Source organism: Vibrio sp. QJM3NY_35 (assembly GCF_057785915.1).
Map to the genome: position 1 here is coordinate 3,102,011 of NZ_CM173507.1, position 12,951 is coordinate 3,114,961.

10 protein-coding genes and 1 pseudogene are annotated in these 12,951 nt (G+C 45.5%); 5 read left to right on the plus strand and 6 right to left on the minus strand.

Annotated elements, in window-relative coordinates; genetic code table 11:
• Positions 1-110: 110 nt before the first annotated feature.
• A complete protein-coding gene (locus AC3CH3_RS14115; RefSeq protein ID WP_165903503.1) occupies positions 111-2,672 on the plus strand; it encodes a penicillin-binding protein 1A in 2,562 nt (853 codons plus the stop codon).
• 111 nt (positions 2,673-2,783) lie between these two features.
• Here the strand turns inward: AC3CH3_RS14115 and oxyR are convergent, their stop codons facing one another.
• Positions 2,784-3,677, minus strand: a complete 894-nt coding sequence (gene oxyR, locus AC3CH3_RS14120) for a DNA-binding transcriptional regulator OxyR (protein WP_122082749.1) — start codon at positions 3,675-3,677, stop codon at positions 2,784-2,786.
• Between oxyR and AC3CH3_RS14125 the strand changes: the two are divergent.
• From AC3CH3_RS14125 to AC3CH3_RS14135, 3 genes and pseudogenes are all read left to right on the plus strand, one after another.
• Positions 3,676-3,856 (plus strand): annotated as a pseudogene (locus tag AC3CH3_RS14125) (hypothetical protein). The gene oxyR and the pseudogene AC3CH3_RS14125 overlap by 2 nt on opposite strands.
• Positions 3,857-3,900: 44 nt before the next feature.
• Entirely contained in the window at positions 3,901-4,629 is a 729-nt protein-coding gene (locus AC3CH3_RS14130) for a glutathione peroxidase (RefSeq protein WP_048659171.1), read from the plus strand.
• A 207-nt stretch (positions 4,630-4,836) separates the two neighbouring features.
• Entirely contained in the window at positions 4,837-6,303 is a 1,467-nt protein-coding gene (locus tag AC3CH3_RS14135) for a dihydrolipoyl dehydrogenase (protein ID WP_488537361.1), read from the plus strand.
• 328 nt (positions 6,304-6,631) lie between these two features.
• On the opposite strand, the gene AC3CH3_RS14140 is transcribed toward AC3CH3_RS14135, so the two are convergent.
• Positions 6,632-6,979, minus strand: a complete 348-nt coding sequence (locus tag AC3CH3_RS14140; protein WP_428786486.1) for a RidA family protein — start codon at positions 6,977-6,979, stop codon at positions 6,632-6,634.
• Between the two features lie 87 nt (positions 6,980-7,066).
• Between AC3CH3_RS14140 and AC3CH3_RS14145 the strand changes: the two genes are divergently transcribed.
• Complete coding sequence (locus AC3CH3_RS14145; RefSeq protein ID WP_026012359.1) at positions 7,067-7,315, plus strand: DUF3624 domain-containing protein; 249 nt, start codon at positions 7,067-7,069, stop codon at positions 7,313-7,315.
• 262 nt (positions 7,316-7,577) lie between these two features.
• Here the strand turns inward: AC3CH3_RS14145 and argH are convergent, their stop codons facing one another.
• The 4 genes from argH to argC all read right to left on the minus strand — a co-directional run bounded on the left by argH (position 7,578) and on the right by argC (position 12,930).
• Complete coding sequence (gene argH / locus AC3CH3_RS14150) at positions 7,578-9,452, minus strand: argininosuccinate lyase (RefSeq protein ID WP_004729676.1); 1,875 nt, start codon at positions 9,450-9,452, stop codon at positions 7,578-7,580.
• A gap of 347 nt (positions 9,453-9,799) precedes the next feature.
• Positions 9,800-11,011, minus strand: coding sequence for an argininosuccinate synthase (locus tag AC3CH3_RS14155; protein WP_009848894.1), 1,212 nt, complete (start codon positions 11,009-11,011; stop codon positions 9,800-9,802).
• Positions 11,012-11,124: 113 nt separating this feature from the next.
• The gene (argB, locus tag AC3CH3_RS14160; RefSeq protein ID WP_488537362.1) at positions 11,125-11,913 is read right to left on the minus strand and encodes an acetylglutamate kinase; all 789 of its coding nucleotides are present in this window, start codon (positions 11,911-11,913) and stop codon (positions 11,125-11,127) included.
• Positions 11,914-11,925: 12 nt separating this feature from the next.
• Complete coding sequence (gene argC, locus AC3CH3_RS14165) at positions 11,926-12,930, minus strand: N-acetyl-gamma-glutamyl-phosphate reductase (protein ID WP_488537363.1); 1,005 nt, start codon at positions 12,928-12,930, stop codon at positions 11,926-11,928.
• Positions 12,931-12,951: the final 21 nt, after the last annotated feature.

The following is a 12,951-nucleotide window of genomic DNA, read 5'->3' on the forward strand; positions in this document are numbered from 1 at the left end:
TAGGGGTTGTGATTATTAGTTAAATAAGCGTTAATAAACGAAAGCTAAGTTTTTAGCCTAGAGTACAAGGGTTTGCTGCTTATCAGCCTTAACTAATCAGGGATTATCCGGTGAAGTTCATAAAGCGATTATTCATATTTACATTGATTTGCATGATTCTTGGAGTCAGTACAATTTTCGGGTTTTATTATTACGTAAAACCAGAGTTGCCTGATGTTGCCACTTTGCGCGACGTAGAACTCCAAACGCCGATGCAGGTCTTCAGTCAAGACGGTAAGTTGATCTCTCAATTTGGCGAAAAGCGTCGTAATCCGGTGACTTATGACGAGATTCCTCGCCACTTAGTTGAGGCTCTGATTGCCACCGAAGATAGCCGTTTCTATGAGCACCCTGGTATTGACCCAATCGGTATCACACGTGCAGCACTCGTGGTTGCTATGTCGGGTTCTGCTAAACAAGGTGCGAGTACCATTACTCAGCAGCTTGCGCGTAACTTCTTCTTATCTAATGAGAAAAAGATTATGCGTAAGATCAAAGAGATCTTCATTGCGATCCACATCGAGCAGCTTCTTAGTAAAGAAGAGATCATGGAGCTTTACGTAAACAAGATCTTCCTTGGTCACCGTTCGTACGGTTTTGGCGCTGCAGCACGTGTTTACTTCGGTAAGGATCTTCCTGATCTAACGCTAAGTGAAATTGCGACACTTGCTGGTATGCCAAAAGCACCTTCGACAATGAATCCTATTTACTCTGTTGAGCGCGCGACTAACCGTCGTAACGTTGTATTACGTCGTATGTTAGACGAGCAATACATCACTCAAGCAGAGTTCGATGATGCTCGTAGCGAAGAACTTATCTCGAAATACCACGGTGCAGAGATCGAGCTGAGCGCGCCGTATGTTGCAGAAGTTGCACGTGCTTGGATGGTGGAACGCTACGGTGAAGAAGCTTATACATCAGGCATGAAGGTCTACACGACTGTTGATTCGAAACTGCAAAAAGCAGCGAACCAAGCCGCAATTAAGAATCTACTTGGCTACGATGAACGTCATGGCTACCGTGGTGCTGAAAAAGTATTGTGGCAGACTGCGCAATCAGCGTGGGATCAAGAACAAATCGTTAAACACCTTAAGTCTCAACCAACCTATGGTGACCTAGTCCCTGCTGTTGTTACCGCAGTTGATTCGAAAAGTGCGCAAATTTGGGTTAAGAACCAAGGTGAAGGCACTATCGAATGGCAAGGTATGAACTGGGCACGCAAATTCCTAACGGATAACCGCCAAGGACCAGCGCCTTCTCAAGCAAAAGAGATTCTAGCTGTTGGTGAACAAATCTGGGTTCGCCATGAAGCCGTTACAGGCGATGAAGTCTCTGAAGAGCCGACAGAAGAGTCAGCGACTGCAGAATCGGAAACACCAGTTGTATGGCGACTTAGCCAAGTACCTAATGCGAACACCGCATTTGTTGCAATGAATCCGAACAACGGCGCGGTATTGTCGATGGTGGGTGGCTTTAACTTCGTACACAACAAGTTCAACCGTGCAACGCAATCTATTCGTCAGGTGGGTTCTGGTATCAAACCATTTATCTACTCAGCAGCGATTGAGAAAGGCTTAACGCTAGCCTCACTGATCAATGATGCCCCGATTAACCAATGGGATAAGAGCCAAGGCACAGCATGGCGACCAAAGAACTCGCCACCGACTTATGTGGGTCCAACTCGTCTACGTATTGGCTTAGCTCAGTCTAAAAACGTAATGGCGGTACGTGTACTACGCGAAGTAGGCCTGGATGATACTCGTAACTACCTTACTCGATTTGGTTTTGATATTGACGAAGTACCGCGCTCTGAAACTATTGCGCTAGGTGCTGGTAGCTTAACGCCAATGAAAGTAGCGCAAGGTTACTCGGTATTCGCTAACGGTGGTTATTACGTTGAACCTTTCTACATCAGCCGCGTTGAGACTCCATTTGGCGAGACTGAGTTTGAAGCGACACCAAAAGTCGTCTGTAGAGAAGATTGCAAACAGACCATCACAGCCGATCCTATGGCGGGTGAGTTTGCAGAGCAAGACGTGGATGCGAAAGTTCAATACGCACCTCAAGTTATCTCTGAGCAGAACGCATTCCTAGTTCGTGAAATGATGTACAGCAACATCTGGGGCGGCGGTGATTGGAGTGCAGGTACAGGTTGGAACGGTACAGGTTGGCGTGCACAACCACTGAAACGTCGTGACATTGGCGGCAAAACGGGTACCACCAATGACTCGAAAGATACTTGGTACAGCGGCTACGGCCCTGGCATGGTTGCAACGGTATGGGTTGGTTTTGATAACCACAACCGCAACCTAGGCAGAACCAAAGCGAACTCAAACCTTGGTAAGAACCAAATTACGGGTGCAGAAGCTGGCGCGAAAACAGCAGAACCTGCATGGGTTGATTTCATGGGTACTGCGTTAGCGGGTGTTCCTGCTGAACGTAAAGAGATTCCGGAGAACATCGTTCGTGTTCGTATCGACCGTGAAACTGGCTTATTGACTAATAAGTTCGATAGCTCATCAATGTTCGAGTACTTCGAGAAAGGCACTGAGCCAACCGAGTACATCACAGAACGTTTCAATGACGACATCTACTCAACCTCATCAGGTGAAGCAGTAGAAGAACTGTTCTAGCTAGGGTTTGTTGAACCTAGTAAGTTGAACCAACAAAAAGGGTTGATATGAATTCATATCAACCCTTTTTTTATATCTATAACTTACCAGCTTGGGCTCTGAGATCGAGTGTTAAGCTGTTTTCTCCAGTTGAGCTCGGATAGTCTCAGCCAATTGCTCGAAACGTCCCTTCAATGGAGAACCCGGACGGTAAGCCACGACAATTCTACGTGAAGGCGTTGGATTCACCGCAGGTACGTAACACACACCATCTTTCTGCTTCTCTTTCGGCACCGATAGCTGAGGAAGCAAGGTAATACCCGCCCCCGCCGCAACCATGTTACGCAACGTTTCTAAGCTAGTCGCCTTAAAGCGCTCATCATCTTTGGCGCCCGCAGCAAAACAGAAACCCAAGGCTTGGTCTCTTAAACAGTGGCCGTCACCTAGCGCCAGTACTGTTTGCCCATTTAACTGCAGCATATCGACAGTGTCTTGCTGAGCCCATTCGTGGTCACATGGAACGGCAACACTTAACGGCTCATCATACACATCAATCTCTTTAAACACCGCCGTTTCATCAACCGCAGCCAGTACCAAGCAATCAAGCTTGCCATCTTCAAGTTGGCTCACTAACTGGTGGGTCTGAGCTTCATGCAGGTAAAGCTCAAGATCTGGGAAGCTCTCTTTAAGATGAGGAACAATTTTAGGCAAGATGTAAGGACCCACGGTTGGAATAAAACCAATGTGCATCGGCCCTGTCATCGCTTCACCGTGTCCACTCGCCATATCTTTAAAAGTTTTCACTTCATTGAGAATACGCTTGGCTTGTTCAACAAGTTGTAACCCTGATTCTGTAAATATTACCTTCCTTGGACTACGCTCGGTTAACTGAAGTCCAATTTCATCTTCGAGTTTGCGTATTTGACCGCTTAGTGTCGGCTGACTGACAAAGCACGCTTCTGCCGCTTTTCGGAAGTGTTTATGCTCTGCGAGCGCCACCAAGTATTCAAAGTCACGAATGTTCATGATCAGTCTCTTACCTCAGGTTTTAATAAGAACAAGGGTTCTAATAGAAACATTTAAAAGAAAAAATGCTCTTGATAGAATTTACCTATCAAAACCATAACATCAAACGATTAGAGCTATCAAAGGATTTATCTAATAATGGGCTCAACGAAACGAAACAGAGCGAAGAAAAACGTTAAGCTCTGATAGAACAAAATTAAAAATACTATTTAAGGAAATCAATATGTTTGCATCTAAAGAAGGTCAATCAATCCCTCAAGTAACATTCCCAACTCGCCAAGGTGATGCATGGGTTAACGTAACGACGGAAGAGCTATTCAAAGACAAGACAGTTATCGTATTCAGCCTACCAGGTGCGTTTACACCAACATGTTCTTCAAGCCACCTACCTCGTTACAACGAGCTACACTCAGTATTCAAAGAGAATGGTGTTGATGACATTCTGTGTGTTTCAGTAAACGACACATTCGTAATGAACGCTTGGAAAGCAGACCAAGAAGCGGAAAACATCACATTCATCCCAGATGGTAACGGTGATTTCACAGACGGCATGGGTATGCTAGTTGAGAAAAACGACATCGGCTTCGGCAAACGTTCATGGCGCTACAGCATGCTGGTTAAAAACGGCGTGGTAGAAAAAATGTTCATCGAAGAAGACGTACCAGGCGACCCGTTCAAGGTTTCTGATGCTGATACTATGCTTAACTACCTTGCTCCTGAGCACAAAGAGCAAGAGTCAATCACAGTATTCACTAAGCCAGGCTGTCCTTTCTGTATGAAAGCAAAACAGAACCTAATAGACAAAGGCCTAAACTACGAAGAAGTGGTTCTAGGTAAAGATGCAACAACAGTCAGCCTACGTGCAATCTCTGGTCGTACAACGGTTCCTCAAGTATTCATCGGTGGCAAACACATCGGTGGTAGCGAAGAGCTAGAAGCTTTCCTAGGCTAATCACTGCCAAAAGGCTAACCCACTCACTTGTGGGTTAGCTAACCCTATCGGGTTGAATCAGGCTTGTAGCTCGCATTAACCACAGTCACAAGCTAAACCTAATAAAACAGAACCACAAAACTGACCCGCTATCCTGACTCACTAAAAACATCACATGAGTTGGAGGGGTTCGTTCACACTAAATTTAGCCATTGCGAGAAAATTATTATGAAACAAGTCAATGTAGATGTAGCAGTTATCGGGGGCGGTACGGCAGGTCTAGGTTCTTACCGCGCTGCAAAAGCACACACTGACAGTGTCGTGATGATTGAAGGCGGCCCTTACGGTACAACCTGTGCTCGTGTTGGTTGTATGCCATCTAAACTGCTTATTGCAGCAGCTGAAAGCGTACACCAAATCGAGAAAGCTCCTGCTTTTGGCGTTCACCCACAAGGTGATATCGTGATTAACGGCCGTGAAGTGATGGACCGAGTGAAATTTGAACGTGACCGTTTTGTTGGTTTTGTTTTAGAAGGTGTTGATGAAATCCCAGAGCAAGACAAGATCTCTGGCTACGCAAAGTTCTTAGACGACAACACGCTACAAATCGATGACCACACGGTTGTCACCGCTAAGCGTATTGTTATCGCGACTGGCTCTCGCCCTGCATACCCTGCAGTTTGGAATGAACTTGGCGACCGTCTAATCATTAACGATGACGTATTCAGCTGGGATGATTTACCAGAGTCGGTTGCGGTATTTGGCCCAGGTGTTATTGGCCTAGAACTTGGTCAGTCACTGCATCGCTTAGGTGTGAAGACCAAACTGTTCGGTTTGGGTGGTCAAGTTGGCCCAGTGACCGACCCAGAGATAATGGCGTATGCAGATAAAGCGTTCAATGAAGAGTTCTACCTAGATGCAGACGTAAAAATCGAAAGCATGAAGCGCATTACCTCAGAATCAGGTGAAGCTCGCGTCGAAATCCAGTTCATAAATAAGCAAGGTGAACTAGAAACCAACATCGTTGAGTATGTGCTGGCAGCAACAGGCCGTCGTCCTAATACAGACAAGCTTGGCCTAGAGAATACCTCTCTTGAGCTTGATGAGCGTGGTGTGCCAATCGCCGACCACTACACACTGCAAACATCACTGCCATCGGTATTTATTGCCGGAGATGCAAGCAACCAACTACCTCTACTACATGAAGCAGCAGACCAAGCGCGTATTGCGGGTGATAATGCAGGTCGCTTCCCTGAGATTCGCGCAGGCTTACGCCGCTCTAAAATCTCTGCGGTATTCTCTGATCCACAAATCGCGATGGTGGGTGAAACATACAAAGAGATCATAACCCGCTTAGGCACCTGTGGTTGTTTCGCAACGGGTGAAGTGTCTTTCGAGAACCAAGGTCGTTCACGAGTGATGCTACGCAACAAAGGTATTCTGCACGTTTACGGCGAGCAAGGTACAGGCCGTTTCCTTGGTGCTGAGATGATGGGACCAAACGCAGAACATTTGGCTCACTTACTCGCATGGGCACACCAGAAAAAGATGACGGTTTCTGAAATGTTGGATATGCCATTTTACCACCCAGTAATTGAAGAAGGTGTACGAACAGCGCTACGTGACCTCAATGCGAAACTGCACCTTGGTCCAGAGATGGTGAAACACTGTCTAGATTGTGGCCCTGGTTGCTAATCTCAGGTCGTTGAAAAACTAGCAGTTTGGTCTATCAACAAAGACTAGATACTAAAAAGGAAAGCCATTGGCTTTCCTTTTTGTTTTTGGCCACGAGCAAACTATAGATTCCCGATTACGCTCCTTCGTCGCTTTCGGGAATGACGTAACTTTTAACGCACATCTGAGCCGAAGCCAATCAGTGTGATGGTAGTTTTAAAAACCATCTAAGCTGAAGCAGACCAAAGTGACGCATCAGTTAAACCAAAACTTAACCGTCATTCCAGAACCGAGGGACGAGGTATCTGGAATCTCTTGAAGCCGTTACTTGCAGCTAAAACTCAGAGAATTACTTCTCAGCAGCAATCACAGAGATCTCAACAAGTAACGTTTCACGAGCCATGTCGCCCGTCACACATGCGCGAGCTGGAGCGTGGCCTTCAGGTACCCATGCATCCCATACTGCGTTCATTTCTTGGAAGTCTTTCATGTCTTTCAAGTAAATCGTTGCTGATAGCATGTGCTCTTTGTCGCTGCCTGCTTGTTCAAGTAGCGCTTCTACTTTATCTAGCATTGTCTGTGTTTGTTCTGTGATGTCTTTGGTTGCATCCGCACACACTTGGCCACATAGGTAGATAGTGCCGTTGTGTTTAACAATACGGCTCATGCGTTGTTTGGTTTCTTGGCGCTCAATCATCGACTTTCTCTCTCTGTGTCACCGTGATCCAATATCTTGTGACGTGTTATTATCAAGGCAACAAGCATAACGCGAATCAAACCCAAGATGACATGCATTCATTGCAATAAAAGTGAAAAAATCCGTAACAAACTCGGTCGCTGCCAGCGCTGCATGAATCAGCTGATGGTGTTGTCAATTTTAAGTTGGGGAGCATGGTGGTTGTTTTTCAAAGAAGACCCAAAAACCATCAATGCCATCGCGTTGATGATGGCCGCTTTCGCGTTCAGTGGGTTGCTGTCGTTACATGGGATAATGAAATTTGTCGTGCTGCCTTTAAGGAACAAAAAGCGCTAACAGAGAGACTTTGCTAGATAAGTGATAAAGACTAGATAAGCGATAAAGGCTAGATACCCAATAAAATGACCCGACTCAGCAAGCCATCATCATTTCCCAAACAACAGATAGAAAAAAGCCCCAGAACCAATCGATTCTAGGGGTTTCTTAGAAAATTCTAAGAAAAAGCAGTGGTACTTTAATAGACCGGACTTTTCTTAGTTTGTTCCCAAAAAAGATCAGATTTTTGATCTTTTTTTTAGGGAGCTACAAAATCAATGTGTTATGCCACATTAACCTTTGCGATAATCTGCTCTACCAAGTTTACTTCCAAGGCCACTTCATCACATGCATGTTGACGAGGGCACTGGTCACAATCTTTCAGCACCTTCTCAGGCAGCAGAGATTTTGATGTCGGTAAGAAGTCATGCTTCATAAAGAACTCTGGAGTACGAGTCAGTACAAACACCTTCTTAATGGCCATTTGTCGTGCTTTATCAACCAAGTGCTGCACAATCGCTGTACCCTGCCCTTGACCTTGCCACCCAGCCTCAACACCGAGCGAGCGAATTTCCGCTAAACCAGAATCATACACATAGAGTGAGGCGCAACCTGTCACCTCACCATGATGTTCTGCGACAGCAAACGAGCCAATATCACGCACCAGTTCATTACGAGAACGAGGTAGGTTTTCACCCATGTTCGCCCAGTAGGCCACCATGCCTTCCAACGCTTCAATATCCGTCAGACGAGCAGGACGAACCTTCACGATGGAAGTGTCACGCTGTGATAAACGCTTCTCAGCTTGGTCAACCGCGTAAGCCACTTGCTGTGGAGATACACCGCCTAGCGCGCTACGTTTTTCAAGACACGATTCAATGGTCAGGATGTCATACACATCCTCTTCAATCACCTCAGAGAACTCTTTCATCTCTGCGATGGTTAATTCTTCTAATGCACAGCCTTTAGCAATCGCCGCCACCACCGTCACACCAACAATGTGGTGAGCTTCACGGAAAGGAATACCTTTCGCTACTAAGTAATCAGCCAGCTCTGTTGAGTTCGCGTAGCCTTGTTTCGCTGCTTCAAGTGTACGTTCGCCGTTCACTTTAATGCCGTCAAAACAGAGCGCTGCCATTTCCATACAATCATTCCAAGTATCTAAAGCGTCGAATAGACCTTCTTTATCTTCTTGCATGTCTTTGTTGTACGCCAAAGGCAGAGCTTTTACTGTCATCATCATTGCTGCTAATGAACCGTATACACGGCCCGTTTTGCCACGGATAAGTTCTAGCGCATCAGGGTTTTTCTTTTGTGGCATCAGAGATGAACCTGATGTCACGGTATCTGCTAACTCGATGAAGTTTGATTCACCTGAGTTGTAGAAAATCATATCTTCTGCAAGACGCGAAAGGTGAAGCATAGAAATAGAAGCGATCGACATCAGCTCCATCACATGGTCACGGTCAGAGACTGAATCTAGAGAGTTGCGCGTTGCACGACGGAAACCTAAGTTGTGAGCTAACTCTTCACGGTCCATCGGGTAAGCTGTTCCTGCAAGGGCACCAGAACCCAGCGGACATGTATCTAGACGCTTAATCGCATCATTCAAACGAGAATAATCACGCTCAAGCATTTCAACGTAAGCCAAGCACCAGTGAGCAAAAGTTACCGGCTGAGCACGTTGTAAGTGAGTGTAGCCAGGAAGCACGGTTTCTTGATGCTGAGAAGCAACATTCACCATTTGGCTTTGCAGACGATCAAGCGCTAACAGCAGTTGATTGCCTTGTTGACGACACCAAAGCTTAAGGTCAGTCGCTACTTGGTCGTTACGAGAACGACCAGTGTGAAGTTTTTTGCCCAAATCACCGACTTTGCCAATAAGTTGTTGCTCAACCCAGCTGTGAATATCTTCTGCATCAGAACGTAAGATCTGTTCAGGATCTTCCATCACTTCGAGTTTTAGCTCGTTCAGTGCAAGCTCTAGTCTTTGCTGCTCTTCTTCTGTTAGAACATTGACCGACTGTAGAGCTTTTGACCAGGCAATAGAGCCCACAATGTCTTGCTCAGCCAATCGGTAATCAAAACGAAGAGAATCGTTAAAATCTTTGAACCGCGTGTCTGCTGCTTGGGTAAATCTACCGCCCCATAATGCCATTGTGTATCTCCTAATTGCACAGTGCTCACTGTTTTTGCAAATGATAATTCTGATTAAGATTCAGTATTTTTCTGATGGTTTAAACTTACGGCAATTCAAAATGAAAATAAAGTATTAATTCATTATTTTCACATATTTATTCACCAGAAGTTCATTCCATTGATTATTTTCAGCGTGGAGCGCGAATTATATGCCATTCAACGGTAAAAGCTGAAGCTGATTTATTAAGCGAATAGAAAACAAAAAGCCCATTCACTGTTTAGTAGTAAATGGGCTTTGCATAATAATGTCGGTTTACTGGCCTTTAATCTTTCGCTAAAGGCTAGCTCGCTAACTCATTGTTAGGATTACTTTTGGCTATTCAAAGCACGGATACGGCTTGATAGCGAGTAAAGACGGATGAAGCCTTCAGCGTGGCTTTGGTCGTAAACTTCATCTTCGCCAAAGGTTGCAAACTCTTCTGAGTACAGGCTGTTGTCAGAACGCTTCTGAGTCACCGTTGCATGGCCTTTGTAAAGTTTGATAACCACTTCACCATTCACGTCTTGTGCTAGCTCATCTGTTGCTGCAAGAATTGACTTACATAGCGGAGTGAACCAACGGCCGTCATATACAAGGTGAGAAGCCTTAACACCCAGCTCTTCACGGAATTCGAATGCCGCTTTATCCAGAACCAGTTGCTCTACTGCACGCAGTGCTTCCATCATGATCGTGCCACCTGGAGTTTCGTAACAACCACGAGACTTCATACCAACAAGACGGTTTTCTACGATATCGATACGACCAACACCGTGCTTCGCACCCTTCTCATTTAGGTAAACCAGCGCGTTGTATGGCGTCATTGTTTCGCCATCAACCGCAACCACTTCACCTTTTTCAACTTTAAGCGTCACTGTTTCAGATTCGTTTGGCGCTTGCTCTGGGTCTACAGTCCAAGCCCAGCAATCTTCATCAGGGGCATTCCATGTGTTTTCTAGAACACCACCTTCTGTAGAGATATGCCATGCGTTTGCATCACGCGAGTAAATCTTGGTAAGAGAAGCCGTACAAGGGATGTTACGCTCTGCTAGGTAATCTAGACACTCTTCACGACTTACTAGATCCCATTCACGCCAAGGTGCAATTACGTGTAGGTCTGGTGCTAGTGCAGCAAATGCACCTTCAAAACGAACTTGGTCATTACCCTTACCTGTACAGCCGTGACATAGAGCGTCTGCACCTACTTTACGTGCAACTTCAACCTGAGCTTTCGCAATGATTGGACGAGCCATTGAAGTACCTAACAAGTATTTACCTTCGTAGTAAGCACCTGTTTTAAGCGTTGGGTAGATGTAATCTGCCACCATCTCTTCTTTAAGGTCAGCGATGTAACACTCAGACGCACCAGAAGCTTTTGCTTTCTCTTCGATTCCAATCAGCTCTTCATCGCCTTGACCAACATCCGCAACAAATGCGATAACTTCGCAGTCATAGTTCTCTTTCAACCATGGGATGATTACTGATGTGTCTAGACCGCCAGAGTAGGCTACTACAACTTTCTTTACGTTAACTTTGCTCATTTTCTTTCTCCTAGTTTCCATACTGCACATGGCGGTCAGCGTTGGAAATCACTTTAATAATTATATATTTAATTTATTTATCTAAATTCTTTAGTAGTAACTCGTAGTGAGGTCTACTGAGGTAAAAACTGTGTTCCTATGCTCTTACCTGCAAAAAGTTGTGTCAGCTTGTCTGGGTATCGCCAGGTTGCAACTTCAATTGGTCGTCCTAGGTCATTCGCCGCTTCTAGTGCAGCTTGTACTTTCACGATCATGCCGTCGGTAATCACTTTACCTGTAATAAGGTCATCAGCTTGCTGTTGATTAAGGCTTGGAATCAGGTGGCCTTTGCCATCCAACACACCACTTACATCAGAAAGAAGAACCAGTTCAGCATCAAGTGCGCCAGCAACGGCAACCGCAGCTTGGTCGGCATTGACGTTCATCAGTTGGCCTTGTTCAGTTAGACCAATTGAGCTAATGATTGGCAGTGCGCCCGCATTAAGAATCGCTTGCAGAACGGTTGAGTCGCCCGGCTCCGCTTTTCCTACCGCGCCCAGTTCAGGGTTTAGTTCGCTCACTTTGCATAAACCACCGTCTGCTAGGCTTAAACCAACGGCATTGATACCATCTTTAATTGCCTGACCTTGAAGTAGTTTGTTGGCCGTGCCCGCTAGTGCACCAGCGATCACAGGGATCTGATCATAAGGAGTAACACGTAGCCCTTCTTTCTTAACGGTTTCTAGGTTCAACTTATTCATCAAATCATCAACAAGGTAACCGCCACCGTGAACAATCACGATTGGTCGTTGTGCCTGTTGTTGGTAAGCAGAGATAGCACCAAATAACTTGCTAAGTGTTTCACCACAAGATAGCGCTGCGCCACCTAACTTTATGATTAATGGTTGATTATTAAGGCTCATATCTAGATTTCCTTACACTAACGCAGTTAATGGCGCAAAACCATAACGTAAATTTAAACACTGCATCGCTTGGCTAGATGCACCCTTTAATAAGTTATCAATCGCTGAAACAACGATGATGTGTTGACCTTGAACCTTCCAACCTAAGTCGCAGAAAGGTGTCTGTTCTACATCTTGAATTCTTGGCAGTGTCTCTTCGAGTAGTCTCACTGCAGGTTTACCTTGGTAAGCTTGCTCAAAGGCATCTTGTATCTGTTGTTCTGTCACGCCTTCAGCCAATTTCATGGTGATGGTCGCCAAAATACCGCGCTTAAAGTTGCCGAGGTGCGGAGTGAAAATCACATCACATCCTAAATGTGCAGCCATTTCAGGTTGATGACGATGATTGAATACGCCATAAGCTTGCAGGCTTACTTCGCAGAAGCTGTTAACCATCGTCGCCTTGCGGCCTGCACCAGTCACACCGCTAGTCGCGTTAATCACTGGCCATTGGTTTGCATCAAGTAACTTGGCCTCAACCAAAGGTTTAATCGCCAGTTGTGATGCGGTTGGGTAACAACCCGCTACCGCAACAAGCTGAGCTTCTTTAATTTCTTGTTCGTTCCATTCCGCTAAACCGTAAGCCGCTTTGTCTAGCCATTGTTCGTGTTGATGTTCAAAACCATAAAACTCTTGATAGAAGTTTTCGCCTTTAACTCTGAATGCACCCGATAGGTCGAAAACTTGGCAATCGTTCTCTAGAAAGATTGGCGCTAGGTCGTGACTGACTTCGTGTGCCGTTGCTAAAAAAATCACATCAGACTGTTTAGCTACTTCTTCCGGATTTGTTAAAGGTTGTACTGGCATATCAATCAAGCCAGTTAACTTACCGTGCAGTGCTGCAATAGGTTTACCTGCGTCTACACTATTGGCTGAGACATATAAACCTGATAGCGTGAGCTCAGGGTGTCTGTTTATCATTAGAGCCAGTTCTGCTCCTGTGTAGCCGCTTGCGCCAATGATCGTGGTTTTCAACATCTCAACACATCCATTTCTGAG

Excerpts from the sequence above, each read along its gene's own strand:
- oxyR (WP_122082749.1), bottom strand. The coding sequence starts at position 3,677 with ATGAACATTCGTGACTTTGAATACTTGGTGGCGCTCGCAGAGCATAAA.
- AC3CH3_RS14130 (WP_048659171.1), top strand. The coding sequence starts at position 3,901 with ATGTTTGCATCTAAAGAAGGTCAATCAATCCCTCAAGTAACATTCCCA.
- AC3CH3_RS14135 (WP_488537361.1), top strand. The coding sequence starts at position 4,837 with ATGAAACAAGTCAATGTAGATGTAGCAGTTATCGGGGGCGGTACGGCA.
- AC3CH3_RS14140 (WP_428786486.1), bottom strand. The coding sequence starts at position 6,979 with ATGATTGAGCGCCAAGAAACCAAACAACGCATGAGCCGTATTGTTAAA.
- AC3CH3_RS14145 (WP_026012359.1), top strand. The coding sequence starts at position 7,067 with ATGACATGCATTCATTGCAATAAAAGTGAAAAAATCCGTAACAAACTC.
- argH (WP_004729676.1), bottom strand. The coding sequence starts at position 9,452 with ATGGCATTATGGGGCGGTAGATTTACCCAAGCAGCAGACACGCGGTTC.
- AC3CH3_RS14155 (WP_009848894.1), bottom strand. The coding sequence starts at position 11,011 with ATGAGCAAAGTTAACGTAAAGAAAGTTGTAGTAGCCTACTCTGGCGGT.
- argB (WP_488537362.1), bottom strand. The coding sequence starts at position 11,913 with ATGAGCCTTAATAATCAACCATTAATCATAAAGTTAGGTGGCGCAGCG.
- argC (WP_488537363.1), bottom strand. The coding sequence starts at position 12,930 with ATGTTGAAAACCACGATCATTGGCGCAAGCGGCTACACAGGAGCAGAA.